Source organism: Pandoraea apista (genome assembly GCF_001465595.2).
Classification (GTDB): Bacteria; Pseudomonadota; Gammaproteobacteria; order Burkholderiales; family Burkholderiaceae; genus Pandoraea; species Pandoraea apista.
Window position 1 is genome coordinate 2,160,960 of the sequence record NZ_CP013481.2, and the last position, 26,215, is coordinate 2,187,174.

General features: G+C 62.4%; 25 protein-coding genes. 15 read left to right on the forward strand and 10 right to left on the reverse strand.

Going from position 1 to position 26,215, the window contains the following annotated elements:
• Positions 1-3: 3 nt before the first annotated feature.
• On the reverse strand, positions 4-369 hold the full coding sequence (locus AT395_RS10020; RefSeq protein WP_048629164.1) for a DUF2917 domain-containing protein: 366 nt from the start codon (positions 367-369) through the stop codon (positions 4-6).
• A gap of 191 nt (positions 370-560) precedes the next feature.
• Here AT395_RS10020 and AT395_RS10025 point away from each other — a divergent pair, with 191 nt between their 5' ends.
• The 5 genes from AT395_RS10025 to AT395_RS10045 all read left to right on the forward strand — a co-directional run bounded on the left by AT395_RS10025 (position 561) and on the right by AT395_RS10045 (position 6,494).
• Positions 561-2,006 (forward strand): aminotransferase-like domain-containing protein, encoded by a 1,446-nt coding sequence (locus AT395_RS10025; RefSeq protein ID WP_047014184.1) that lies wholly within the window; start codon positions 561-563, stop codon positions 2,004-2,006.
• 302 nt (positions 2,007-2,308) lie between these two features.
• Positions 2,309-4,195, forward strand: a complete 1,887-nt coding sequence (gene htpG, locus AT395_RS10030) for a molecular chaperone HtpG (protein ID WP_048629165.1) — start codon at positions 2,309-2,311, stop codon at positions 4,193-4,195.
• 228 nt (positions 4,196-4,423) lie between these two features.
• Positions 4,424-5,005, forward strand: a complete 582-nt coding sequence (locus AT395_RS10035; protein WP_042115404.1) for a chorismate--pyruvate lyase family protein — start codon at positions 4,424-4,426, stop codon at positions 5,003-5,005.
• Between the two features lie 5 nt (positions 5,006-5,010).
• Positions 5,011-5,538 (forward strand): DNA-deoxyinosine glycosylase, encoded by a 528-nt coding sequence (locus AT395_RS10040; protein WP_042115405.1) that lies wholly within the window; start codon positions 5,011-5,013, stop codon positions 5,536-5,538.
• Between the two features lie 113 nt (positions 5,539-5,651).
• Complete coding sequence (locus tag AT395_RS10045; RefSeq protein ID WP_042115406.1) at positions 5,652-6,494, forward strand: class I SAM-dependent methyltransferase; 843 nt, start codon at positions 5,652-5,654, stop codon at positions 6,492-6,494.
• Between the two features lie 98 nt (positions 6,495-6,592).
• Here the strand turns inward: AT395_RS10045 and AT395_RS10050 are convergent, their stop codons facing one another.
• The 4 genes from AT395_RS10050 to AT395_RS10065 all read right to left on the reverse strand — a co-directional run bounded on the left by AT395_RS10050 (position 6,593) and on the right by AT395_RS10065 (position 10,392).
• Positions 6,593-6,937: a DUF2322 family protein gene (locus tag AT395_RS10050; RefSeq protein ID WP_042118187.1), complete on the reverse strand. Its 345-nt coding sequence runs from the start codon at positions 6,935-6,937 to the stop codon at positions 6,593-6,595.
• A gap of 83 nt (positions 6,938-7,020) precedes the next feature.
• Entirely contained in the window at positions 7,021-8,217 is a 1,197-nt protein-coding gene (locus tag AT395_RS10055) for a benzoate/H(+) symporter BenE family transporter (RefSeq protein ID WP_048629166.1), read from the reverse strand.
• 143 nt (positions 8,218-8,360) lie between these two features.
• Positions 8,361-9,536, reverse strand: coding sequence for a vWA domain-containing protein (locus AT395_RS10060; RefSeq protein WP_048629167.1), 1,176 nt, complete (start codon positions 9,534-9,536; stop codon positions 8,361-8,363).
• A 13-nt stretch (positions 9,537-9,549) separates the two neighbouring features.
• Positions 9,550-10,392 (reverse strand): AAA family ATPase, encoded by an 843-nt coding sequence (locus AT395_RS10065; protein ID WP_048629168.1) that lies wholly within the window; start codon positions 10,390-10,392, stop codon positions 9,550-9,552.
• A gap of 281 nt (positions 10,393-10,673) precedes the next feature.
• On the opposite strand from AT395_RS10065, the gene AT395_RS10070 reads away from it, so the two are divergent.
• Entirely contained in the window at positions 10,674-11,039 is a 366-nt protein-coding gene (locus tag AT395_RS10070; protein WP_042115410.1) for a c-type cytochrome, read from the forward strand.
• 25 nt (positions 11,040-11,064) lie between these two features.
• Positions 11,065-11,478 carry a c-type cytochrome gene (locus AT395_RS10075; protein ID WP_224787377.1) on the forward strand — a complete coding sequence of 138 codons (414 nt, stop codon included), beginning with the start codon at positions 11,065-11,067 and terminating at the stop codon, positions 11,476-11,478.
• Positions 11,479-11,551: 73 nt separating this feature from the next.
• On the opposite strand, the gene AT395_RS10080 is transcribed toward AT395_RS10075, so the two are convergent.
• A complete protein-coding gene (locus tag AT395_RS10080) occupies positions 11,552-11,983 on the reverse strand; it encodes a DUF1841 family protein (RefSeq protein ID WP_010807475.1) in 432 nt (143 codons plus the stop codon).
• A gap of 205 nt (positions 11,984-12,188) precedes the next feature.
• Here AT395_RS10080 and AT395_RS10085 point away from each other — a divergent pair, with 205 nt between their 5' ends.
• Positions 12,189-13,085, forward strand: a complete 897-nt coding sequence (locus AT395_RS10085; RefSeq protein WP_048629188.1) for a DMT family transporter — start codon at positions 12,189-12,191, stop codon at positions 13,083-13,085.
• 91 nt (positions 13,086-13,176) lie between these two features.
• A complete protein-coding gene (locus AT395_RS10090; RefSeq protein ID WP_042115411.1) occupies positions 13,177-13,770 on the forward strand; it encodes a malonic semialdehyde reductase in 594 nt (197 codons plus the stop codon).
• A 113-nt stretch (positions 13,771-13,883) separates the two neighbouring features.
• Here AT395_RS10090 and nth read toward each other — a convergent pair whose 3' ends face one another.
• A complete protein-coding gene (gene nth, locus AT395_RS10095) occupies positions 13,884-14,528 on the reverse strand; it encodes an endonuclease III (protein ID WP_042115412.1) in 645 nt (214 codons plus the stop codon).
• 64 nt (positions 14,529-14,592) lie between these two features.
• Positions 14,593-15,516, reverse strand: a complete 924-nt coding sequence (gene rsxB / locus AT395_RS10100) for an electron transport complex subunit RsxB (protein ID WP_048629189.1) — start codon at positions 15,514-15,516, stop codon at positions 14,593-14,595.
• A 104-nt stretch (positions 15,517-15,620) separates the two neighbouring features.
• Here rsxB and AT395_RS10105 point away from each other — a divergent pair, with 104 nt between their 5' ends.
• Positions 15,621-16,259, forward strand: coding sequence for a TetR/AcrR family transcriptional regulator (locus AT395_RS10105; protein ID WP_042115414.1), 639 nt, complete (start codon positions 15,621-15,623; stop codon positions 16,257-16,259).
• A gap of 112 nt (positions 16,260-16,371) precedes the next feature.
• On the opposite strand, the gene AT395_RS10110 is transcribed toward AT395_RS10105, so the two are convergent.
• Together AT395_RS10110 and AT395_RS10115 are read right to left on the reverse strand one after the other, a co-directional pair.
• Positions 16,372-17,613, reverse strand: coding sequence for a polyhydroxyalkanoate depolymerase (locus tag AT395_RS10110; RefSeq protein WP_042115415.1), 1,242 nt, complete (start codon positions 17,611-17,613; stop codon positions 16,372-16,374).
• A 218-nt stretch (positions 17,614-17,831) separates the two neighbouring features.
• Complete coding sequence (locus AT395_RS10115; protein ID WP_048629190.1) at positions 17,832-19,031, reverse strand: amino acid aminotransferase; 1,200 nt, start codon at positions 19,029-19,031, stop codon at positions 17,832-17,834.
• A gap of 318 nt (positions 19,032-19,349) precedes the next feature.
• On the opposite strand from AT395_RS10115, the gene uvrB reads away from it, so the two are divergent.
• The 5 genes from uvrB to iscR all read left to right on the forward strand — a co-directional run bounded on the left by uvrB (position 19,350) and on the right by iscR (position 26,197).
• Positions 19,350-21,437, forward strand: a complete 2,088-nt coding sequence (gene uvrB / locus AT395_RS10120; protein WP_042115417.1) for an excinuclease ABC subunit UvrB — start codon at positions 19,350-19,352, stop codon at positions 21,435-21,437.
• Between the two features lie 206 nt (positions 21,438-21,643).
• Positions 21,644-22,639, forward strand: coding sequence for a sulfonate ABC transporter substrate-binding protein (locus tag AT395_RS10125; RefSeq protein WP_048629191.1), 996 nt, complete (start codon positions 21,644-21,646; stop codon positions 22,637-22,639).
• A 174-nt stretch (positions 22,640-22,813) separates the two neighbouring features.
• Positions 22,814-23,290 carry a low molecular weight protein-tyrosine-phosphatase gene (locus AT395_RS10130; RefSeq protein ID WP_048629192.1) on the forward strand — a complete coding sequence of 159 codons (477 nt, stop codon included), beginning with the start codon at positions 22,814-22,816 and terminating at the stop codon, positions 23,288-23,290.
• Between the two features lie 157 nt (positions 23,291-23,447).
• Complete coding sequence (locus AT395_RS10135) at positions 23,448-25,553, forward strand: site-specific recombinase (protein ID WP_042115420.1); 2,106 nt, start codon at positions 23,448-23,450, stop codon at positions 25,551-25,553.
• Positions 25,554-25,669: 116 nt separating this feature from the next.
• Positions 25,670-26,197 (forward strand): Fe-S cluster assembly transcriptional regulator IscR, encoded by a 528-nt coding sequence (gene iscR / locus AT395_RS10140; RefSeq protein ID WP_048629193.1) that lies wholly within the window; start codon positions 25,670-25,672, stop codon positions 26,195-26,197.
• The last annotated feature ends 18 nt before the right edge of the window (positions 26,198-26,215 follow it).

The following is a 26,215-nucleotide window of genomic DNA, read 5'->3' on the forward strand; positions in this document are numbered from 1 at the left end:
GACTCATCCACGCGAGAGCCGCGCCATCGACCGATTGGCCAGCCGCGCGGCCAAGTCGCGCCAGGCCAGTCGCCAGCCAGGGCGTTTGCCGCTCCCCCGGGCCGGCTTCCCGGCGGGAGGCGAGACTGTGTTGGCCGGCTGGCTCACGCGCAACCGCGCGCCGTCCTGCCACGTGCCGAGCCACACGCGTTGACCGCTGCGAATCTCGAAGCTCTCGCCAGCATGCAGCCAATGGTCGGCGGGCTCGCCTTCCACAGTCAGCCACAGTAGGCCCTGCAATACCTGAAGCGATTGCGGCAGGTCAGCAGCCGGGCTCGGCCAGAAGACTGTCTGTCCCCGGTCCAGTTCGAAGAGTCGGATTTCACGCATGGCGGTCTCCAGTTGAGAGGACACTTTATCGGTTAACTCCTGTACAGTACCGGTACAGATATTCAGGAAATCTTCGGTACAGTTCGGGATTGACAGGGAATTTGGCTGGCGTACAGTGGCGACCCATGAGCGGATGCGGGCAGACACTTTGGTAGTGCCATGCCGGTCAACCGGGCAGAGGTAGATAGACGATGACGACAACGAACCGTATTTCTCCGCTGGCGCTGGCGGACAATGCCGCAATCGACACGGCGCGCATGACGCTCGTCGATCAACTCGTGCACTGGGCGAGTCTGCGCATCGAGGAGCGGGTGTTCCTGCCGGGCATGCGCATGCCGTCGATCCGCTCGCTCGCGGAAGACAAGCGCGTATCGCGCTTTTCCGTCGTGGAAGCGTACGAGCGTCTGGTTGCGCAGGGGTATCTCGAAGCACGTCGCGGCTCGGGTTTCTATGTGCGCGAGCGGCCGGCCGTGCCGCCGCAGAATGCCGCAATGCCGATGGTGGCCAAGGGCCCCATCGACGTGGCGTGGCTCGTGCGCAGCATGTTGCATTCGGTAGCGCCCGAGCGTGGTCCTGGCATGGGCTATCTACCCCCTAGCTGGCTCGACGCCGAGATGATGACCTCGGCCATGCGCTCCATGAGCCGTCAGTCGAGTGCGCACTTGCTGCAAACCGGCAATCCGCATGGCTTCTTGCCGTTGCGCGTTCAACTGCAAACGCAACTCGCCGAACTCGAAATCGGTGCGCGGCCGGAGCAGATCGTGCTGACGTCTGGCATTACGCAGGCGGTCGACTTTCTGCTGCGTCTCTACGTGCGCGCGGGTGATACGGTGCTCGTGGGCGATCCGGCATGGTTCGTGATGTTCGGTCGCATTGCATCGCAAGGCGCGCATACGGTGGGCGTGCCGTACACGGTTGACGGGCTGGATATGCAGGCGCTGGAGCGTCTGGTGCAGCAGCACCGCCCGAAGTTGCTGATCCTCAATTCGATCCTTCAGAATCCGACCGGCACGTCGCTGACCCCGGCGCGCGCGTTCCAGATTTTGCGTCTGGCGGAGCAGTACGACTTCATGGTGCTTGAAGACGACATTTACTGCGACCTGTGCCCGCCGCACCAGCAAGTCGCGCGTCTGGCGAGTCTCGATCAGCTCAAGCGCGTGATCTACATGGGCAGTTTTTCGAAGACGCTTGCGGCGAATCTGCGCGTGGCATTCGTCGCCTGTTCTCCCGAACTGGCGAAAACCTTCATCGATCACAAGATGCTGTCGGGCTCGACCACGCCGGAGATCAACGAGCGGATCGTCTACAAGGCACTCACCGAGGGGCATTACCGGCGTCACGTAGAGCGCTTGCGCTCGCGTCTGGACGACGTGCGCGACAGCACGCGACGGCATCTGGAGCGCATTGGCCTTCGCATGTTCGGCGATCCGACGTCGGGCATGTTTCTCTGGGTCGACACCGGCGTCGATACCAGTGCGGTCGCCGCCGCCGGTCACGAGGCAGGGTTTCTGTTTGCGCCGGGCGCGCTGTTCTCGCCGCGTCAGGCGCCGAGTACCTGGATGCGGATGAATGTCGCGTGCTCCAGCGATCCCGCCATGCTGTCGTTCCTCTCGCGGCAACTCGAACTGGCCGCCTGACCGGCTGGACGGCCGGGCGCCGATAGCGAGGCGCGTAGACAGCGCAGTGAGCCGATGGGCCAACGAGCCCGACGGGCCACGAACGCTCCGGTGGCTGCGGGTGTGGCGAAGGTTTTGCCGCAATTTTCGGCATCGTCGCGTAACTTGCCTCGAAATAACCCTGTCGTCGGCCTTGAAATGGCGGTGTCCTGTCCCTATGTTCCGATCTGTACCGCCGTTTGGGCAGCGCGCGCGCAAGTGCGCCGGGCGGCGGTCAGCGTCGACATTCCATCCATCTCACTGATTCACGAGGGTTCCCGACCATGGCGCAAGAAACCATGAGCTTTCAGGCGGAAGTCAAACAGCTTCTGCAACTGATGATTCATTCGCTGTACAGCAACAAGGAAATCTTCCTGCGCGAACTGATCTCCAACGCCTCGGACGCCGCCGACAAGCTGCGCTTCGAAGCCATCAACAACGCAGCGCTGTACGAGCAGGATCCGGAACTCAAGATTCGCGTGTCGTTCGACAAGAATGCCCGCACCATTACCATCGAGGACAACGGCATCGGCATGAGCCGCGAGGAAGCGATCTCGCATCTCGGTACGATCGCCAAGTCCGGCACCAAGGAGTTCTTCTCGCGCCTGTCGGGCGATCAACAGAAGGACGCCGCGCTCATCGGCCAGTTCGGCGTGGGCTTCTACTCGGGCTTCATCGTGGCAGACCGCATGACGGTCGAATCACGTCGCGCCGGCCTGCCGGCATCGGAAGGCGTGCGCTGGTCGTCGACCGGCGAGGGCGACTTCTCGGTCGAGACCATCGAGCGCGCCTCGCGTGGCACGGCCATCACGCTGCACTTGCGCGAAGGCGAAGACGAACTGCTTTCGTCGTGGAGACTCCAGTCGATCATCCGAAAATACTCCGACCACATTTCGCTGCCGATCGTGATGCGCGGCGAGACATGGGACGAGGAGAAAAAGGAGAGCGTCCCCGCCGAGACCGATGAGACCGTCAATCAGGCAAGCGCGCTGTGGACGCGCAGCAAGAGCGACATCACCGACGAGCAGTACACGCAGTTCTACCAGCACATCGCCCACGATATGCAGGCGCCGCTGGCGTGGACGCACAACCGCGTAGAAGGTCGCAGCGAATATACGCAACTGCTGTACGTGCCGGGTCACGCTCCCTATGATTTGTGGGATCGCAATTCGCAGGGCGGCCTCAAGCTGTACGTGAAGCGCGTGTTCATCATGGATGACGCGGACCAACTGCTGCCGAACTACCTGCGCTTCGTACGCGGTGTCGTGGATTCGGCCGATCTGCCGCTGAATGTTTCGCGCGAAATCCTTCAGGAAAGCCGCGACGTGAAGGCGATCCGGGAAGGTTGCGCCAAGCGCGTGCTCAGTCTGCTCGAAGATCTGGCCGAGAACCATCAAGACAAGTACACGCAGTTCTGGGGCGCGTTTGGTCAGGTGCTCAAGGAAGGCACGGGCGAGGATCACGCGAATCGGGAGCGCATTGCCAAGCTGCTGCGCTTCGCCAGCACGCACAACGATTCGGCAGAGCAGAGCGTATCGCTGGCCGATTACGTGAGCCGCATGAAGGAAGGTCAGGACAAGATCTACTACGTCACGGCCGAGAGCTGGGTGGCGGCAAGCCACAGCCCGCATCTCGAAGTCTTCCGCAAGAAGGGCGTGGAAGTGCTGTTGCTGACGGATCGTGTCGATGAGTGGATGCTCTCGTACTTGCATGAGTTCGACGGCAAACCGCTCGTGAGCGTGGCGCGCGGCGATCTGGATCTGGGCGCGCTTGAGGACGCGGACGAGAAGGCTGCGCAAGAGAAAACCAGCGACGAACTCAAGCCGCTCGTCGAGAAGATGAAGGAACTGCTCAGCGACAAGGCGAAGGATGTGCGTGTGACGTTCCGTCTGACCGATTCGCCGTCATGTCTCGTGTCGGATGAGAACGACATGAGCGGCACGCTTCAGCGTCTGATGAAAGCGGCCGGGCAGAAGATGCCGGAATTCCGCCCGATTCTCGAAATCAACCCTGAGCACGCGCTGGTTCAGCGCCTCACGGCCGAGAGCGCCGATTTGTCCGACTGGGCGCAACTCCTGTTCGATCAGGCGTTGCTGGCCGAAGGCGGCAGCCTCGAAGATCCGGCCGCATTCGTGAAGCATACCAACGCGTTGTTGCTCGCTGCCCGTTAATCCCGGTAGGTCCGGTCATGCCGGATCCCACGCGCCGAGTCGAGGCCGATCCCGTCCCGGCATCGCTCGCAGCGTAGTTCAAAAACCCCCGCGTCGAAATGTCGCGGGGGTTTTTTATTCCGCCGGGGTCCCTTGCCGTCACGGCTGTGCCGACGGATTTCCGTTGGCAGGCAATGGGGAGATGCGTGGGCGGCGCGCTGTCGCCTGGCGCCTTTATAATGCCGAGCCATGACTTTCCGATTCGATGTAGGCGGGCGGCGCTGGCAGGCTGTCCCGGCGCCGGCGCTCTCGCGTCGTCACAAGGACTGGCTGACCCGCGGCGGTGCGCTCACGCGCCATCTGTCGACACTCGGCCGGGTGAGCGTGCGTGTGGTGGCAGAGCGGGTGATGCCTGCCGACGCCGATCAGTGCCGCGCTATCGGCGTGCCGTTGCGCACACCGATGTGGGCCCGCGATGTCATTCTGCTGGTCGACGACGAGCCGGTGGTCGTGGCGCACAGCGTCACGCCGCTCGCGTATAGCCGGTCGATATGGCAGGCAATGCGTCGTCTGCGTACGCGTCCGCTCGCCGATCTTCTCTACCACGACCCGACGGTCACACGTTCCGTGCTGGTGTCGAGCCCGCTGGGGCCGCGTCATTTGTTGCATGGCCGTGCCCGGCACGATGCCCGCGATCCGCTCGTCGGCACCCGGTCGCATTTGCGACTGTGGGCGCGCCGCTCGGTGTTCCTCCGGCACGGTGCGCCGTTGCTCGTGACCGAAGCGTTTCTGCCCCGATTCTGGCGGCGTCTGCAAGCGACGCACGACTGAACCTCATGGCGACACGTCCACTGCCCGAACTCAAGCGCAACTTCCCGCCGGTGGCGGACGCGCATACACGTGTGCTGATTCTCGGCAGCCTGCCCGGCGAGGTTTCGCTCGCACACCAGCAGTATTACGCGCATCCGCAGAATCGCTTCTGGCATCTGGTGGGGGATGTGATTGGCGAGCCGTTACCGTCGCTGCCGTATGCGGTGCGGCTGGATGTGCTGCGCACGCATGGCGTGGGGCTTTGGGATGTGGTTGCGCAGGCGCGGCGCGAAGGCAGTCTCGATAGCAATATTCGTCTGCATGCCGGTAGCGATCTTGCAGGCCTGATCGCCACGCTGCCGTCGCTGCGTGCGGTGGCGTTCAACGGCGGCACGGCGGCGCGTATCGGGCAGCGTGCGTTGGCACAGGGGGGGGTGACGACGCCGGTGGTGCGACTGCCGTCGAGTAGCCCGGCTTATACGATTCCCTACGCGACGAAACGCGACGCGTGGCTTGCATTGCGTGACTGGCTGGGGCCGGACGCGTCTGCCTGAGTCGCCGGATCTTCGCAGTGGCGCGTGACCGGCGGGCAAGCGCGTCGGCTGGGCTGCGCGAACCCGGTACAATGCGAACCCATCGGAATTCCCCGAGTTTCACTGAAGGACACATGACCCTCATCAAACGCAAATCCATCGAAGCCGAAGCGTTCGTCAGCGACGAGCGCACCACGCGTGCTCCCCGTCCCGCTTACAAGCCGCGTTTTGCGCCGGTGACATTCTCTGAACAGGGTGGCGTGCGTTACCTGCATTTCGGCACGGAGTGGGTGCAAGGGGCGATGCGTCTGTCCAAGCCTGACCGTATCGAGCTGGAATATGCACAGCAGATGATGGCGTGGTTGCTGTTCATGCGTGCCCCGAAGCACGTGGTGCAATTGGGTCTCGGCACGGGGTCGATCACGAAGTTCTCGCACCAGCATTTCCCGCGCACGCAGGTCACGGCAGTCGAACTGAACCCGGCGGTGGTCGTTGCCGCGCGCACGATGTTCAGCCTGCCGGACGATTCGCGTTACCTGAAAGTGCTGGAAGCCGATGCCTGGGACTTCGTCACCGACACGGCGAATCACGGTGCCGTCGACGTGTTGCAGGTCGATCTCTACGATGCGACCGCACGCGGTCCGGTGCACGATACGCCGGCGTTCTACAAGGCTTGCCGCGCCACGCTGCGTGAGCCGGGCATGCTCACGATGAACCTGTTCGGCGATCACGACAGCTATCCGAAGAACATTCGTCGTCTGCGTCAGGCGTTCGACAACCGCGTGATCGAATTCCCGGAAGTGCACGACGGCAACGTTATCGTGCTTGCCTTCAACGGCCCGCTGCTGTCGGTCGAGTGGAAGGACGTGGAAGCGCGCGCGAAGGTGGTTGAAGCTGCCACGGGCCTGCCGGCCAAGCGTTGGGTCAAGCAGCTCCGGTCGGCTAACGGCGACGGTGGTCCGGTGCTCACGGTCTGACGTTTCCCGCCGGATCTGCGCCGTTCATGCGCGTGCAGAAGACGTAAAAAAGCCAGCCGCAAGGCTGGCTTTTCTTTTGGCGCGGGGCGGTCGCCGGTTCAGGCGGCGGCAGCGACTTCGTCGATGCTCAGTGCTTCTCCACCCGCCACGATCGCCAGCAGACGATCCACGTTCGGGTGTGCGCCCGGACGGTTGCGTGCGTCGGCAGTGTGCTCGCCGAAGACGGCCAGACCGTGCTCGGCGGCCTTGGCGTCGAGCGTGCCGAAGGCCTGCTTCAGGTAGTGGTACACGGCGAGCGAGCCTTGTTTGCCCGGGGCGTTCTCGATGGTCGCCACGACCGCGCCCTTGCCGTCGCGCAGTTCGATGCGAGCGATGCCCTCGATGCTGCCGATAGCGGCCATCTGTGCCAGGTTGTCCTTGAAGACCGGGGTCGGTTCGATCACTGCCATGATTGTGCTGCTCCTGCGGTTACGTTGAATTCGGAAAACGGTGCGGGCCGAATGGTATCACTTCGGCCCTTGGGAAATCAGGCGCGCCGCCATTGCAGGATCGTGAGCGTCAGCACGCCCGCGATCAGGCCCCAGAACGCCGAGCCAATCGAGAGCAGCGTCAGGCCCGAGGCCGTCACCATGAACGTAATGAGGGCGGCTTCGCGTTGGCGGGTGTCGTGCATGGCGTTCGCCAGACCGTTCATGATCGAGCCGAACAGCGCGAGGGCGGCAATCGAGACCACCAGCGCCTTCGGGAAAGCGGCGAACAGTGCGGCAATGGTCGCCCCAAACGTGCCGGCAATCAGATAGAACACGCCCGACCACACGGCGGCGGTGTAACGTTTGGACGGGTCTTCGTGCGCTTCGCGTCCCGTGCAGATGGCGGCGGTAATGGCTGCCAGATGAATACCGTGCGAGCCGAACGGTGCGAGCAGCACCGACGCGATGCCGGTGGTCGAGATGAGCGGCGATGCCGGCACGTTGTATCCGTCTGCGCGCAGCACGGCAAGGCCGGGCACGTTTTGCGACGCCATGGCCACCACGAACAACGGAATCGCGATGCTGATCGTGGCTGACAGCGAGAAGGACGGTGTGGTCCAAACCGGCATCGCGAGCGAGACATTGAAGTGACTGAAGTCGAGCAGGCCGAGCCCGCCTGCAACCGCCGTACCCACGACCAAGGCCAGCAGAATCGCGTAACGCGACGCGAAGCGCTTGACGACCAGATACGTGAAGAACATCGAGAGTACCAGCGCGGTTTGGTGCTGGGCCGCCACGAAGATTTCCAAACCGATGCGAAACAGAATCCCGGCAAGCAGCGCCGAGGCCAACGCCGGGGGCACGCGACGCATGATCGTCTCGAAGCCCCCCGTCAGCCCGCACAGGGCGATGAGGGCGTTGCAGACGATGAACGCGCCGATGGCCTCGCCATAGGGCACGCCGGGGAGCGAAGTAATCAGCAGCGCGGCGCCCGGTGTCGACCACGCAATGACCACCGGGGTGCGATAGCGCAGGGACAGACCGATAGTCGTCACGCCCATGCCGATCGAGAGCGCCCAGATCCATGACGAGATTTGTGCCGCAGAGAGGTGCGCGGCTTGTCCCGCCTGAAACATCAGAATCAGCGAGCTGGTGTAGCCCGTCATCATGGCCACGAAGCCGGCGACAATGGCTGACGGCGACGTATCGGCCAACGGCCGGAGCGGTGGCAGGGGAGTGGTGCTGGACGTCATGGTGGAGGGGAGGTTCTCGTTGCGTTGTCGTTGTGATGGCGTGCCGCGTGATGCGTCGTGCGTCATGCGATGCCGGGGGAGACGTACGCCGCCGACGTCCCGGCCCGGTATCCGATCGGCGGCGATGCCGTCGGGTCCCGGCGCTACTTGTTTAGCACGCGCATGGCCGATTCCAGCCCGGCTAGCGTAATCGGATACATGCGGCCCGCGAAGAGCTGCCGGATAACCGAAATCGACTGACGATATTGCCATATCGCCTCGGGCTCCGGATTGAGCCATGCATGATGCGGGAAGCGGTCGATGAAGCGGCGCAGCCACACGGCGCCGGCCTCCTTGTTGTTGTATTCGACCGACCCGCCTGCCTGCAACACCTCGTACGGACTCATCGTCGCGTCGCCCACGAAGATCAGCTTGTAGTCGGACGGGTACTTGCGCAGCACGTCCCATGTCTCGAAGCGTTCGTTGTGACGGCGTCGATTCTGCCGCCACAGATAGTCGTAGACGCAGTTGTGGAAGTAGTAGAACTCAAGGTGCTTGAATTCGGATTTTGCTGCGGAAAACAGTTCTTCGGTACGCGCGATGTGGTCGTCCATGGAGCCGCCGACATCGAGCAACATCAGCACCTTCACGTTGTTGTGGCGCTCCGGCACCAGTTTCAGATCGAGCCAGCCCGCGTTGGCCGCCGTCGAACGAATGGTGTCGTCGAGATCCAGTTCCTCGGCGGCACCTTCGCGCGCGAACTTGCGCAAGCGCCGCAGTGCGACCTTGATGTTGCGGGTGCCGAGTTCGACGGTGTCGTCGTAGTCGCGGTACGTACGTTGATCCCACACCTTCACTGCGGTGCGATTGCCATTACTCTCGCCGCCGATGCGGATGCCCTCGGGATGGAAGCCACCGTTGCCGAACGGCGAGGTGCCGCCCGTACCGATCCATTTGCTGCCGCCCTCGTGACGGCCTTTCTGCTCTTCGAACAGTTGCTTGAGCCGCTCCATGAGCTTGTCGATGCCGCCCAGCGCCTGAATGCGCGCCTTGTCCTCGGGGGACAGTTCGCGTTGCATGCGCTTCTTGAGCCACTCGAGCGGTACCTCGCCCGAGGCGTCGACCGCTTGCTGCACGCCCTTGAAATATGTCCCGAACGCCTGATCGAACTTGTCGTAGTGCTTCTCGTCCTTGATAAGCGAGAGGCGCGCCAGATAGTAGAACTCGTCGAGCGAGGGCGCGATGACCTGACGCTGTAGCGCTTCGAGCAGCGTCAGGTATTCCTTGACCGAGACCGGCAGCTTCGCCGCGCGCAAGGTGTAGAAGAAGTCGATCAGCATGACGGTGGCGCGCTTATCGGTTGGCGCGATTCATGAAGACGATGCGCTCGAACAGATGCATGTCCTGTTCGTTCTTGAGCAGTGCGCCGGCCAGCGGCGGAATCGCCAGCTTGTTGTCGGCGCTGCGCAGCGCTTCGGGGCCGATTTCCTCGGCCATCAGCAGCTTGAGCCAGTCGATCAATTCCGAAGTCGAGGGCTTCTTCTTGAGCCCCGGAATCTCGCGCACTTCGAAGAAAGTCGCCATCGCCGCCTTGACCAGTTCGCGGCGAATGTTCGGGAAATGCACGTCGATGATCGACTGCATCGTCGCCGGATCGGGAAACTTGATGTAGTGAAAGAAGCAGCGGCGCAGGAAGGCGTCGGGCAGTTCCTTTTCGTTGTTCGACGTGATGATGACGATCGGACGGTGGCGCGCCTTCACGAGCTGGCGCGTCTCGTACACGTAAAACTCCATGCGATCGAGTTCGCGCAGCAGGTCGTTGGGGAATTCGATGTCGGCCTTGTCGATCTCGTCGATGAGCAACACGACGGGATGATCGGCCTCGAAGGCCTGCCAGAGCACGCCCTTGACGATGTAGTTGGCGATGTCGCGCACTCGCTCGTCGCCCAGTTGCGAATCGCGCAGACGCGAGACGGCGTCGTACTCGTACAGGCCTTGCTGGGCCTTGGTCGTGGACTTCACATGCCATTGCAGCAGCGGCATGTCGAGCGCGGCGGCGACTTCCTCCGCGAGCATGGTCTTGCCGGTGCCGGGTTCGCCTTTGATGAGCAGGGGGCGTTGCAGCGTGGCCGCCGCGTTCACGGCGAGCTTGAGGTCGTCGGTGGCGACGTACTGGGAAGAGCCTTCGAAGCGCATTGTCTATGCCGTCCGCAAACAGCCGGCCAACCGGCCGGGCAGAGAAAAAGTTCAGTATAAGACATTGCGCATGAGCCTCGCTCAGGCGGTCAAAATCTGTCTTTGCATCAAGGGCTTGCGGAAAAACTTCGGAGAACTGTGCGGGTCAGCCCCGAGTTTGCGGGGGCGGAGGTGTGGGTTACAATCGATTGCTTTTTTCACAGGTCGGCGGCCTTGGAGTCGGGACGCCGATCTGCGTGTTGCGGGCCGGTATTCCAACCAAAAACGTTCCCAAGAAGACCATGAAAAAGTTCCTCACGATGATGGCGCTGGCGCTCGGCAGCACGTCGCTTATGTCGCTCAGTGCGCTTCATGCGGCCGAACTCAAGCCCAATCTGGACGCGGCAAAGGACAAGGTGGCCATGTGTATCGGCTGCCACGGCATTCCCGACTATCGCACCGCATTTCCCGAGGTGTATCACGTGCCCCGGATCGGCGGACAGAATGCGAAGTACATCGAAAACGCCCTGAAGGAGTACGCCAAGGGCGATCGAAAATTCCAGACGATGCATGGCATCGCAGCCACGTTGACCGATCAGGACATCGTCGACATTGCCGCGTATTACGCGGCGCAAACGGCGTCGACGCCGGTCAATCCCCAGAAGTAAAACGTGCGTGGCTGAGGAGAACACGATGAAGCATTCGATGGTAAAGGCCGCGGCGGCGGCATCCCTGGCGCTTGGCGCCACGCTCGCCGGCTGGACCGGCTCGGCAGTTGCGGCCGGCAATATCGCCAACGGTAAAGCGCTTGTCGACAAAGGCATGTGCGCGAGTTGCCATGGCGCCAATCTGAACGCGCCGATTACTCCGGAGTATCCGAAGCTGGCGGGGCAATACGCGGACTATGTGTATAACGCGCTGCGGGCTTATCAGAACGAAACCAGTCTGGTCTATGGCCGCAGCAACGCCATCATGAAGACGCAGGTCATGTCCAATCCCGCAACGGTCGGTAAAGATGGCAAGCCGCGTCCGTTCACGTCTCAGGAACTCAAGGACATTTCGGCCTATATCGAATCGCTGCCCGGCGATCTCGTGACGAAGAAGTAAGCGGTCCGGCGACGGCACAAAAAAACGACGGTGGCCCCTCGCGGGGCGACCGTCGTCTTCGTTTTATTTTCGCTCAGCGCGAGGCCTGCTGCTCGATGCGTTGCAGGTAGGCGTCCGAGTCCGGGGGCTGACCGGTACGCTGCGCTTCCCAGAGGGTTTGTCCCAGACATTCCATGATGCGGTGCTGTGCGTCGTGCGGCGAATCCAGACGCTGGGTCAGCTTCTCGTATGCGGCGCGAATGCCCGGCGGCTGATCGATTGAGACTTGCTCGCTGATCGCCAGATGCATCGACAGATGCAGGAACGGGTTGGTCTGTCCGGCCTCGGGCGAATAATCGCGGGCGCTGGCTTCTTCGGTGTCGGACAGCGCGTCGTGATACTCGGGATGTTCATGGATCCAGTCGGCGGCAATCGTCTCAAGCGGCGTCAGAATGCTGCCGCTGCGCTGCTTTTGCCAGGTGGTGCAGAAGAATTGCCGGACTTCGTCGCGGCTCGGGTTGAACATGAGGACTCCGTGGGGTTCTGGTAAGGCATCTTGCGGGGCGCCATGCCATGACTACAATGGCGGATCGATTGCCGCAGTGCGCCGGGCGGGTCGTTGTCGGTGGAACGCGCCGGTATCGCACAAAAACATGCTGTATTGTCGCTCAATTTTCCCAATCATGTCGCAAAGCTCCCGTGTGCCGGCCGCTGCCGGCGACCTCTCTGCCATGCATGCCGCTCCGCCGCCTTCGGCCTGGGCCGGCGTGGCATTGATCGCTGTGTCCGCATCTGCGTTCGGCGCCATGGCTATCTTTGCGCGGGCGGCTGCGGCGTCCGGCGCGGACATCTTCGCGATGCTGCTGTTCCGCTTCTTCATGGCGGCCATCCTGTTGCTGGTCTGGTGCCGGTTGCAACGAGTGCGTTTCCCCGCGCGCCGCCGGGCGCTTGGCATTGCGCTGATGGGCGGTGTCGGCTACGTCGGCCAGTCGCTCTGCTTTTTTGGGGCGCTGCAATACGCGCAGGCGTCGCTGGTTGCGCTACTGCTGTATTTGTACCCCGTATTCGTGACGATTTTGGCGGCCATCTTTCTGCATGAACGGCTGACGCCGGTGAAGCTGGGCGCGCTTTTGCTTTGCTCGCTCGGCACGGCGCTCACGGTGGGCGGCGGTCACGGACAGCCGTTGGGCATGGCCCTGGCGGTGGCAGCAGCGCTGATCTATTCGGGCTACATCGTGGTCGGTGCGCGGCTGACGAAGGGGGTCGACGCCCGCGCTACCGCAACGCTCGTCTGTCTGGCGGCAACGGTCTCCTTCGGGGCGATGGCCGCTGTGCGCATGTCGCAAGGGTTGCCGCTGCAATGGCCAGCGGGGGCGGGCGGCTGGGCGGCGCTCGTTGCCATTGCGGTGTGTTCGACGGTCATCGCTATCCTGACGTTCTTCGCCGGTTTGCAGCGCCTTGGGGCCGGGCGCGCCTCGATGCTCTCGACACTGGAGCCGGTCGTCACGGTGCTGCTCGCGGCCATGCTGCTGGGCGAAACACTCTCGGCGGCGCAGCTTGGCGGCGGCGTGCTGATTCTCGCCGGGGTGGTCTGGCTATCGGCGCGCGGCGTGGCGGCAACCCCTTGATGCCGCAGGAATTTTTGCCACCTCAGCGCACGTTGTGCAGCAACGGTACAATCGCCCATCGTTTGTCATTCATCTGCCGAGGTTAATCGTCATGAGCGTCATTGCCAAAGAAGCCATCGCCCAATTGTTCACCGATGCCCGCACACACAATGTGTGGCTCGACAAGCCTGTCAGCGACGATACGTTGCGCGAACTTTACGACCTCGTGAAGTGGGGGCCGACGTCGGCCAACACCACGCCTGCACGCATCGTCTTCGTGAAGAGCGCCGAAGCGAAGGCCAAGCTGCTTGAATGCATGGCGCCGGGCAACGTGGAGAAGACGCGCACGGCGCCCGTAACGGCGATCATTGCGTTCGACCTGAAGTTCTACGAACACCTTCCGAAGCTGTTCCCGAACGGCGCGGAGAAGATGGTGCCGATGTTCTCGGGCGATGCGGCGAAGGCTGCCGGTGCAGCCCACATGAACAGCTCGCTGCAAGGCGGCTACTTCATTCTCGCCGCTCGCGCATTGGGCCTCGACTGCGGCCCGATGGCCGGTTTCGACGCCCAGAAGGTCAACGATACGTTCTTCGGTGGCACCGACTGGCGCGTCAACTTCATTTGTAATCTGGGTTACGGCGACCACGACAAGCTGTTCCCGCGCAATCCGCGGCTGTCGTTCGACGAAGCGGCCCGCATTATCTAAGCCGGACGCGCGGCGCTTCGATGATGCGATCGGGGCGTACCAGACAGAACGGGCGGTCCCGATGCCGGGGCCGCCCGTTTTGTTTGCGGAGGACTCTGCGAGATACGCGCGAGTCAGGCCTTCGGTGCGGGCGTCTTTGGGCGGAAGTCGCACAACGGCTCGATGGCGCAATGCCAGCACTCGGGCTTGCGGGCCTTGCACACGTAGCGACCGTGCAGAATGAGCCAGTGATGCGCGTCGTGCTTGAATTCGCGCGGGGTCACACGCTCTAGCGCCAGTTCCACCGCCAGCGGGTCTTTGCCTGGCGCAAGGCCGGTACGGTTCGCTACACGGAAAATGTGCGTGTCGACTGCGATCGTGTCTTCGCCAAACGCGGTATTGAGCACCACGTTCGCGGTCTTCCGGCCGACGCCAGGCAGCGCCTCGAGCGCTTCGCGCGAGCGCGGCACCTCACCGCCGTGTTTGTCGAGCAATAGCTGACACGTGGCGATAACGTTCTTGGCCTTGGTACGGTACAGACCGATCGTCTTGATGTAATCGGAGACACCGGCCTCGCCCAGCGCCAGCATCTTCGCCGGCGTGTTCGCCACAGCGTAGAGCTTGCGGGTGGCCTTGTTCACCGAGACATCGGTTGCCTGCGCCGAGAGCAGCACGGCGATCAGCAATTCGAAGGGCGACGTGTACTCAAGCTCCGTTGTCGGATGCGGATTGAGTTGTTGCAGCGTCTCGAACAGGGCACGGCGTTTGGCGTCGTTCATGGCGGGTGGCGCGTGGGTGGGGCGTCAGTCTTGTTGTCGTGGGACGGATCGCGTGGCGGTCCGTCTAGGCATCCCCGGAAGGGGTATCCGCCTCCGGGGCAGCGGCATCCTGATGCTCGGCGAGACCCAGACGCTTGCGGCGTGCTTCGGCCTCGTCGATCTGTGCCTGTACGGCGGCAGAGACATTTTCCGTATTCTTCGGCCCGCGCCCCTCGGCGGCCAGCGTGGCCTTCTTCTGCCGGGCGCGTTCCAATGCGGCCTGAATGATGGCCTGCTTTCGAGCTGCGGCGGCGGCAGCCTCGTCGACCATCGGTAACGAAGCCGGCGCCGTTGTGCTGCTGGATGAAACCGGCGATCCTGCGGCCGGCACGTCTGCGATCCGGGGGGTGTCGGGGGCTGCGCCGGTTGCCGAGGGCGCATCGGGTGCACGAGGTGCGACGCGCGCCGCGCGTGCCGCCAGTCGTGCTTCGCGTTGCGCCTTGTCCTTCGCGAGCCGCGCCTGGTGCGCCTCGAAATGGGCGCGGGCTTCGTCGGCCTGCGTCTGTGACCAGGCGTCCCAGCCGGTGCGCTCGCCAGTGACCGGCACCATGTCGATGCAGTCGACCGGGCAGGGCGGCACGCACAGGTCACAGCCGGTGCAGCGGTCTTCTATGACCGTGTGCATCAACTTGGCGGCACCGACGATGGCGTCGACCGGGCAGGCTTGCAGGCAGAGCGTGCAGCCGATACACAGCGATTCGTCGATGACGGCGCGTGGACGCGGGCGTGCTGCGCCGTTCTCCGGATTGAGCGGAATCACGGGGCGGCCGAGTAGTTTGGCGAGACGCTCGACGCCCTCGGCACCGCCCGGCGGGCACTGGTTATAGCTGGCTTGCCCGCTGGCGATGGCGTCGGCATACGGACGGCAACCGGCGTAACCGCACTTGGTGCACTGCGTCTGGGGCAATAGGGCATCGATGCGCTGCGCGAGCGCGCTGACTTCGGACACGTCTTATGTGGGGGATTCAGCGGAAAGTCGAATTATCCTGCATTTTGCGGAAACACTGAAACCGTTGTGCCATAATTCCGCCCGTTGAGAACGACCGTCCGATCATGACAACACCAGAAACCAAGATCAAACGGGACCCCGAACGCACCCGGCAGCGCATTCTCGCCGCTGCGATCGAGGAGTTTGCCGAACGTGGTTCGAGCGGTGCGCGCGTGGATAGCATTGCACGCCGAGCAGATATCAATGAACGCATGCTGTATTACTACTTCGGCAATAAGGACCAGCTCTATCTGGCCGTGCTCGAAGAGGTCTATGGCGAATTCAATCGCGCGGAACACGCGCTGAAGCTGGACGTTCTCGCTCCGCTCGATGCGGTGGCCGAACTGGCCCATTTCGTTTGGGATTATTACGCCGAGCATCCGGAACTGATTCAGCTCATCAACAACGAAAATCTGCACGAAGCGAAGTCGATGCGTCAGTCGACGGAGATTCGCCAGCAGGTCTCGCCGATTGTCGAGTTGCTTGCGCAGACGCTCAAGCGCGGCGAAGCCAGCGGCGAAATCCGTGTGGGCGTCGATCCGGTGGATCTGTACGTGACGATCTCGGCAATGGGTTATTACGTGATGTCCAACCGTCACACGCTATCCATTGTGATGGGGCGCGACGTGATGGCCGCCGATTCGCGCAAGACGTATTCGGCTTTCAATACGCAAATGCTGCTGGATTCGCTGCGTACGCGCTAAACGCACAGCCGCGACCTACGTCGACTGTACGACCTGTCAAAAACAAAACCGCCGCGTGGGCCTGAGCCCTCGCGGCGGTTTTGGTATGGCACGCCGGAAAAGCGAATACTGTTCAGGCGTGCTTGGCGATGAAATCGCGGATCTGCGGATAGATCACGTTGCGCCAGCGGCTGCCGGAGAAGATCCCGTAATGCCCGCACGACGGCGCGGTGAAGTGCAACCGGCGCTTGGCAGGAATGCCGGTACACAGATCGTGTGCAGCCTGCGTCTGGCCACTGCCCGAAATGTCGTCCAGTTCGCCTTCGATGGTGAAAAGCGCGGTCGTCTTGATGTCCTGCGGACGCACACGCTGGCCGGCCACGTCCCAGGTGCCGCGCGCGAGGCTGAAATCCTGGAACACCGTTTTGATCGTGTCGAGGTAATACTCGGCCGCCATATCGAGCACAGCGTTGTACTCGTCGTAGAAACGGCGGTGCGAGTCGGCATCGTCGTTGTCACCGCGCATCAGATCGAGATAGAAGTCCCAGTGCGACTTCAGATGGCGATCCGGATTCATGGCAACGAACCCTGCGTGCTGAAGGAAGCCCGGATAGACCAGTCGACCCGAGCCCGGATAGTTGGCCGGCACCGGATGGATTACGTGGTTTTCGAACCACTCGTAGGACTTGTTCGTCGCGAGCGAGTTGACCGACGTGGGGCTCTTTCGTGCATCGATCGGGCCGCCCATCATCGTCATGGTCTTGGGCGTCTTTTCGCCATTCGACGCCATGAGCGAGATTGCGCCGAGCACCGGCACCGTTGGCTGACACACCGAGATCACGTGCAGGTTTTCCGCGCCGATGTGGCGAATGAAGTCCTGGATGTACGCGACGTAGTCGTCGAGATGAAACTCGCCGTCTTCCATCGGCACCATGCGGGCATCGACCCAGTCGGTGATGTAGACCTTGTGATCCTTGAGCAGCGTCGTGACCGTGTCGCGAAGCAGCGTGGCGTGGTGCCCCGAGAGCGGTGCGACCACCAGCACGACCGGATCGTCCTTGAGTTGCCCCACGGCGCTCGCGTCGTCTGCGTAGCGCTTGAATCGCAGCAAACGGCAGAACGGTTTCTCCATCGCCGTCATTTCCACGACGGGGATGTTGTGACCGTCGACCTCAACGGCCTTGATATTGAACTCAGGTTTTTCGTAGTCCTTGCCGAGCCGGTAGAGCAATTCGTAACCGGCGGCAATGCGGGGCGCGCCCGGCATCATGGCAAGCAGGCTGCCCGGGTTGACGAAAGTCGTCGCCGCTGCCTTTGCCCACGTGGTGAGGGGATTCAGCCACGCGCGGTTGTACTCATGAATCTGATACAGCATGTTATGTGCCCTGGGGCGGATGATGAGGGAATTATGCAACCGTTTATCGCGGCGGTGCAACGCAGCATAACCCTGATATATGGCATTTCCGCATCAGATCGATAGTTTTAGCTTATTCCGGCGATTGTTATTAACTATCGTTGCTGCGTTGCAACAATTCGAGCGCAAAAAAAGCCCGCCGGAGGGGCGGGCTTTTTCAGCGTTGACGCCAGCGGCGATCAGCGAAGCACTTTGGCGATGGCCGCAGCGACGACGTCGATGTTCTTGTCGTTGAGCGCGGCCACACAGATACGGCCGGTGCTCACGGCGTAGATGCCGAATTCTTCGCGCAGACGCTCGACCTGATCGGCCGTGAGGCCCGAGTACGAGAACATGCCGCGTTGCTTGATCACGAACGAGAAGTCGCGTTCCACGCCGTGGGCGCGCAGCTTCTCGACCAGTGCCAAACGCATGGCGCGGATGCGCTCACGCATTTCGGCCAGTTCCTCTTCCCACAGGGCGCGCAGTTCGGCGTTGCCCAGCACGGCGGCGACGACCGAGCCGCCATGCGTCGGCGGGTTCGAGTAGTTGGTGCGAATCACGCGCTTGAGTTGCGAGAGCACGCGGGTCGATTCGTCCTTGCTGCTCGTCACGATGGACAGGGCGCCGACGCGCTCGCCATACAGCGAGAACGACTTGGAGAACGAGCTGGACACGAAGAAGTTCAGGCCGGCGGCGGCGAACAGGCGCACCACGGCCGCGTCAGCGTCGATGCCGTCACCGAAACCCTGGTAAGCGATGTCGAGGAACGGCACCAGCTTGCGGGCCTTCACGACTTCCACGACCTGCGCCCACTGATCCATCGTGAGGTCAACGCCGGTCGGGTTGTGGCAGCACGCGTGCAGGACGACGATGGTGCCTTCCGGTTCCTTGCCAAGCATGTCGAGCATGCCCGGCAGGTTCACGCCGTGCGATTCGGCGTCGTAGTACGGGTACGAGACGACGTTGAAGCCGGCTTGCGTGAACAGGGCGCGGTGGTTTTCCCAGCTCGGGTCGCTGATCGCGACGGTGGCGTTCGGGTTGAGTTGCTTCAGAAAGTCGGCGCCAATCTTCAGGGCGCCGGTGCCGCCCAGTGCCTGAGCGGTGATCACGCGGCCTTCGGCCAGCACGGGCGATTCCTTGCCGAACAGCATTTCCTGCACGGCCTTGTCGTAGGCAGCAATGCCTTCGATCGGCAGATAGCCACGCGGCAGACCGGCGGCCACGCGTTGTTCTTCCGCTGCCTTCACAGCCTTGAGCAGGGGCAGTTTGCCTTCCGCATTGAAATACACGCCGACGCCCAGATTCACTTTTTCGGTGCGGTGATCGGCGTTATAGGCTTCGTTCAGACCAAGGATGGGGTCGCGCGGGGCGAGTTCGACAGCGGAAAAGAGAGTCATTTCGACGGCTCGAGGCAGGTAGTAGGAAAATGCAGCGGGTCGGCTGCAACTGACGCAGGATCGGCCCAACGAAGCATTTTAGCGAAGATTGCCCGCGCTTGTGGGAAACACCGCCTCGCAAAACGCGAATTCGTGCCATTTCGGCACGAAAACTGCCACGTATTGCCAGAATTTGACGAAATTTCAGCGAGCTGTGCCGCACAGAATCGTTGCTGCCGGTTCGCCATGCCGCCGATGGTCAGGCGGTCACCCATCGGACTCAGGGAATCGTCCGACGCGCTAGAATGCCAGATTACGTCTCTCGCGCTCGCACCTGCCATGACCCCTGCGGCTGAACACGTCCTGGACGAAAGCAAGTTCCTGACGTTCCCGGATTCGCCTTACCAGCTCTACTGCCCATTCCCTGCCGCCGGCGACCAGCCCGCCGCCATTGCGCAGTTGACCGAGGGGGTGGAAGACGGGCTTGCGTTCCAGACCTTGCTCGGCGTAACCGGGTCGGGCAAGACGTTCACGATGGCAAATGTCATCGCGCGGCTTGGCCGCCCGGCCATTGTCTTCGCCCCCAACAAGACGCTCGCCGCCCAGCTCTATTCGGAGTTCCGCGAATTCTTCCCGCGTAATGCGGTGGAGTACTTCGTGTCGTACTACGACTATTACCAGCCGGAAGCGTATGTGCCGCAGCGCGATCTGTTCATCGAGAAGGATTCGTCCGTCAACGAACACATCGAGCAGATGCGCCTCTCGGCAACGAAGAGCCTGCTCGAACGCCGCGACGTGGTGATCGTCGCCACCGTCTCCGCCATCTACGGTATCGGTAATCCGAACGAATACCACCAGATGATTTTGACGTTGCGCCAGGGCGACAAGATGGGGCAGCGCGATATCATCGCGCGCCTGATCGCGATGCAATACAGCCGTAACGAGACGGATTTTGGACGAGGTACCTTCCGCGTTCGCGGCGACACCATCGATATCTTCCCGGCAGAGCACGCCGAACTCGCGTTGCGCGTGGAGTTGTTCGACGACGAAGTCGACACGCTGCAACTCTTCGATCCGCTCACGGGGCGCGTGCGTCAGAAGGTGCCGCGATTTACGGTGTATCCGTCCTCACATTACGTAACCCCGCGAGATACGGTGTTGCGCGCCATCGAGACGATCAAGGACGAATTGCGCGACCGGCTCGATTTCTTCTACAAAGAAGGCAAGCTGGTCGAGGCGCAGCGTCTGGAGCAGCGCACCCGATTCGATCTGGAAATGTTGCAGGAGCTGGGCTTCTGCAAGGGCATCGAGAACTACTCGCGGCATTTGTCCGGCGCAGCGCCGGGAGAGCCGCCGCCTACCCTCGTCGACTATCTGCCGCCCGACGCGCTAATGTTCCTCGACGAGTCGCACGTGCTGATCGGTCAGTTCAACGGCATGTACAACGGCGACCGGGCGCGCAAGGAGAACCTTGTGAACTACGGCTTCCGTCTGCCGTCGGCTTTGGATAACCGGCCGCTCAAGTTCGCCGAGTACGAACGCAAGATGCGTCAGGCCATCTTCGTCTCTGCCACCCCTGCGGATTACGAGGCGAAGCGTACGGGCCAGGTGGTGGAACAGGTGGTGCGGCCGACCGGGCTGATCGACCCGGTCATCGACGTTCGCCCGGCACGTACGCAGGTAGACGACGTGCTCTCGGAAATCAACAAACGTGTGGCGGTGGGAGAGCGTGTGCTTGTCACCACGCTCACGAAGCGCATGGCGGAGCAGCTCACCGACTATTTGTCCGATAACGGTGTGAAGGTCCGCTATCTGCACAGCGATATCGATACCGTAGAACGCGTAGAGATCATCCGCGATTTGCGCTTGGGCGCATTCGACGTACTCGTCGGGATCAACTTGCTGCGTGAGGGGTTGGATATTCCGGAAGTGTCGCTTGTGGCAATTCTCGACGCGGACAAGGAAGGTTTCCTGCGTTCCGAGCGGTCATTGATTCAGACGATCGGGCGGGCGGCGCGTAACGTCAACGGGACGGCCATTCTCTACGGCGACAAGATGACCGACTCGATGGCGCGCGCGATCGGCGAAACGGAACGTCGCCGCGCGAAGCAGATGGCGCATAACGAGGCGCACGGCATTGTTCCGCAAGGGGTCAAGAAGCGCATCAAGGACATCATCGACGGGGTCTACGATCCGCAGGACGCCAAGGCGGAACTGGCTGAAGCGAAGGAGCAGGCGCACTACCAGGACATGTCGGAAAAGCAACTGGCGCGCGAGATCAAGAAGCTCGAGAAGCAGATGCAAGAGCATGCGCGCAATCTGGAGTTCGAGAAAGCTGCGAAGGTGCGCGACCAGTTGCTGCATGTCAAGGCGCTGGTGTTCGGCACCGATGGCGCGAGCGAGGCAGAACTGGGGCCGAAACTCTGATGGCCGTTCGTCTTCCGATCGGCCGTGAACCAGAAGAGGTCGTCGGGGCGTCAGGAGCGACGGCATTTCTACAGCGCTGACTATAGCGCTGACGTTTGCGCGCAGGCGTTGGCCGGTCGCGTCATAAGCATTCCATAAGCGATTCGTTCCCATCGCGCCGGTGGCCGATTAGTCTGGATGGCACTGTCACCCTCGACGGACTTGCCATGTCTGCACAATTCTCTGCCCCTCGCCGCCGCCTGCTCACGACGGGTGCTGCCGCGCTGGCCTGCGCGCTTGCCGCGCCGGCGGTGTTGGCGCAATCGGGCGCAACCAGCGCAACCAGCGCAGCCGGGGGCGGGCGGGTGCTGCGAATTGGCCATCAAAAGGGCTTGCTGACGCTGCTCAAGGGGCGCGGCACGCTTGAGCGGCGGCTGGCTGCGCTTGGCGTGCATGTGACATGGACCGAATTCCCCTCGGGCCCGCCGCAGCTCGAAGCCCTCAACGTGGGTTCCATCGATTTTGGCGACGTGGGCGAAGCACCGCCGGTGTTTGCGCTCGCCGCCGGTGCGCCGTTCGTCTATTACGGGCAAAGCGTGCAGCGCCCCAGGAGCGAGGGGTTGCTCGTGCCGAAGGGATCGGCGATTGCATCGTTCGCGCAGCTCAGGGGCAAACGGGTGGCGTTCACGAAGGGTTCGAATACGCACTATCTGTATGTGCGCCTGTTGCAACAGGCGGGACTCAAGCCGCAGGACATTACGCCGGTGTTCCTGCAACCTGCCGATGCGCGTGCCGCGTTCGAGCGCGGCTCGGTCGACGCGTGGCTGGTGTGGGACCCGTTTCTCGCCGTCGCGCAGAAGTCGCTCGATGCACGCCTCGTGACCGACGGCACAGGCCTCGTCGGCAATCGCTTGTATTTCTTCACGTCACGAACCTATGTGCAGCACAACGAAGACGTGCTGCGTGCGGTCATTGAGGAACTCAACACCGTCGACAAGTGGGTTGAGGCCAATCGTGCGGACGCTGCTTCCGAGTACGCCCAATTGTGGGGGGTACCGCGCGACGCCGTCGAATTGGTACTGTCGCGTCAGCGCTTCGGCATCGAACGCATCACGCGTGCCACGCTGGCTGAGCAGCAGCAAATCGCCGACGCATTCCTTGAACTCAATTTGCTGCCCCGGCGCATTGACGTCGTGCAAGCGGCGCCACCTTCGCTGGGTTGAGCGCGGCACGGCAGACGTTTTCTGAGAAGTCTTGCGTTCAACCTGCCGCGTGGGGACTAATGAGACAATCGTGAGCGTTCGATACGGTGCTGCAAGTCACCGATCGGATCGGACCCTGTGAGAGGCTTGTTCCTGTCTCGTGGGGTGGTTTTCCGGATTGTCACGTTGATTTCCATGAGAAAAACCTCCGTCTTGTTCGTCTGCATGGGCAATATCTGTCGTTCGCCCAGCGCGGACGGCATTTTTCGTCACCGTCTGGCCCAGAGCGGGCTGGCCGACGTGGTCGCCGTGGATTCGGCGGGCACGCAAAGCTATCACATCGGCCACGCGCCCGACGCCCGCACGCAAGCGGCGGCGCTGCGGCGCGGGTACGATTTGAGCGAACTGCGCGCTCGACGCGTCGAGTCTGCCGACTTCGAGCGCTTCGAATGGATCGTGGCGATGGACGACGCCAATGTCGCCGAGCTCGTGGCGCGCTGTCCGGCCGAGTTTCGCCACAGGATTGTGCGGCTGATGGACTTTGCAACGCGTCACGACGCTACCGAAGTGCCCGATCCGTATTACGGCGGTGCGCAAGGTTTCGAGACCGTGCTCGATTACATAGAAGACGGCCTCGACGGCCTGCTCGCACGACTGGAAAAAGACGCCTGAAGCAGGCGTCCGCACGTGTCACGCGCGGCCGGGCATCTTTCGCGACAAGCACCGTTGGGGCTATCATTCGCCCCAACGCCGGTGCAGTTACGCCGGTTCGGCGCTCCCCCCGGTCTTGCCTCACCCCGCCTGTTTCTCTTCACCCGCTTTCCAATCGATGCTCAATTCGCTCACTTCGTACTGGCGTAAATGGCGCGCCTCGCGTCACGCCGGCCATCAACTCGACGAACTGCTCGCGCACGCCGATCCGTCGGCCTCGCTGGGCGTACGTAACCAATGGTTGATCGAACTGGCGCATTGGGTGCAAAAGCGTGGCGCACTCGTCAACGAGGTGCGCGAAGCGGGCGAGGCGGCCCGCTATCGTCCGCACACCCGTTTGCGCTATCTGCTGCAGATGCTTGAGCGCAATCCTGCTTGGCGTCTGCCTGTTGCGCGTACGTTGCGCAGTGTCATCAACGAGAGCGATGCGATCTCGCTGCTGTGCGACACGGGTATGCCGGTTCGCCCGGGGTTCTGGGGGGCGCTGGTCGAGCGCATCGAGAAAGCGTTGATTCCGCCGCCGCCGACGCGGCGCGATCTCTCCGCGTTATGCTCGCTCATGTTCCCCGACGGCGACGCGGCCGATTGGATCGCCGCCATGCCGCCCGAACTGCTGACCGATCTCATCGCGCTGCTGCATTACGGCGAAGCAGAAGATGACGACGCCGACTGGAATCCGTTCGCCGAAGATCTGCTGGCTGCCATGCATCATCTTGTCGACCAGATTGCGTCGACCGGCCTGTCGCAGGCGGTGCGTTCGCGTTTGCCGTATCCGCGCGTGACCGAATCGCCGTTCTACCGGCTGGGACGCGCCATGCAGGAACTCGAGGAGGCGGGGCAGGATTTTGCCCGCGGCGCGCCGCCGTCGCAGAACTTCGTGCAGCGCATCAATGTGTTTCGTGCGCTGCTCGACGATTGTGGCCACGCTGCGCGTCAGGTGTACGCGCACCTCGACGAGAACGGCGTAAGCGTGGACATTGTGTTTCAGGTGGAGCGGGCCAAGTCGCGCGTGCGCCGCCTCGAGCGGCTGCTGGAGGCGTGGCTGACACAGGGCGACGACGACCGTGCCACGGCGCGCGTGCGACTGTTCGCCGATCTGGTGCGAGCGAATCAGGCGAGCCAGAGCGTGGGCGAACTGGCGCGCACCTCGTTCGGGCTGCTGGCGCGCAAGGTGGTGGAGCGCAGCGCGGAGACGGGCGAGCACTATATCGCCCGTAATCGCAGCGAATACTTCACGATGCTGAAGATGGCCTGCGGCGGCGGCCTCGTGACGGTAGTGACCGTCTACGTCAAGTTCCTGATCGTCAGTGCGCATCTGCCGAACGTGGTGGAAGGCTTTCTCGCGGGCGCCAACTACGCGATTTGCTTCCTGTTCATGCATTTCTGTCACTTCACGCTGGCGACCAAGCAACCCGCCATGACCGCGCCTGCCATTGCCAGCAAGCTCGACGACGTGGATACGCCCGCGGGCATGGACGCTTTCGTCGGTGAGGTGATCGCTCTTGTACGCACGCAAGCGGCGGCTATCTTCGGCAATCTGGCGATGGTATTTCCGTTCTGCTTGCTAGTGCAATGGGCGGCCTCGGCGGTGCTCGGTATGAATACGATTTCGCCCGAGAAGGCCCACGCCACGCTCAATTCGTTCTCGATTCTTGGCGTGACGCCGCTCTTTGCTATCTTGACCGGGGTGTTGTTGTGGTTCTCGAGTCTGATATCCGGCTGGGCGGACAATTGGTTTGCGCTGCATGGCATTGGGGATGTGCTGGCCTATAACCGTCGCCTGCGCTTTGTCTTTGGTCGCAGCGGGGCGGCCCGTCTGGCGGACTGGTGCCGTCGCCACATCGCCCCGGTGCTTGGCAACCTGACGCTCGGCTTCATGCTGGGGCTGGTGCCCGCAGTGCTCACGGCGTTTGCGTTGCCTTTCGAGGTGCGTCACGTAACGCTCTCCACAGGCTCGATCGCGACGTCCATCGGCGTACTGGGCATGCCGGTGCTGCGTGATCCGGCCCTTTGGCTTGCGGTGGCCGGTGTCGGATCGATGGGCCTGCTCAACGTCGGCGTCAGTTTTGCGTTAGCATTCCACATGGCGCTTCGATCGCGTCCACTACGATTGGGCGACCGTCGGCAAATCCATCGCGCCATCTGGCGCGCCGTGCTGCGCAACCCTCTGGTGCTGCTGTTTCCTCTGCGTTCCCCGCCGATGGAAGCTCGTCCCGAAAAATAAGAAATTTCTCAAACGGACGAGGGAACTTCCGCAAAAAATGGGCCAGAAGTACTTGACTAAATTCGTAGGGAATTTATACTTGACGAAAATAGTCGAGATTAATCCCCTGCATCATCATGAGACTTACCACGAAAGGCCGTTTCGCCGTTACGGCGATGATCGACCTGGCCCTGCGCCAGGACGCGGGTCCCGTGACGCTTGCGGGCATTAGTCAGCGTCAGCGGATTTCCCTGTCTTATCTGGAACAGCTGTTCGGTAAGCTGCGCCGCCACGAAATCGTGGAGAGCGTGCGCGGCCCGGGGGGCGGTTACAGTCTTGCGCGTCGAGCGGAAGAGGTGACGGTCGCTGACATCATCATTGCGGTCGACGAGCCGCTTGACGCCACCCAGTGCGGCAGCAAGGGCAACTGCGAGAAAGGCCAGGACGGCCATCGCGGCCATTGCATGACGCACGAGCTGTGGGCGACGCTCAACCAGAAGATGGTCGAGTATCTCGATTCGGTTTCGCTGCGCGACCTCGTCGAGCAGCAGCGTAGCAAGCAGGCCCAGCAGGCCGTCCTGCGCGATACCCGCGAGTCTGGCGCCAGCAGCCAGACCATCGCTACGCGCATCCCCAATTCGGTCTTCGATATGGCCCGTTCATAACAGGCGCCACGGCACGAT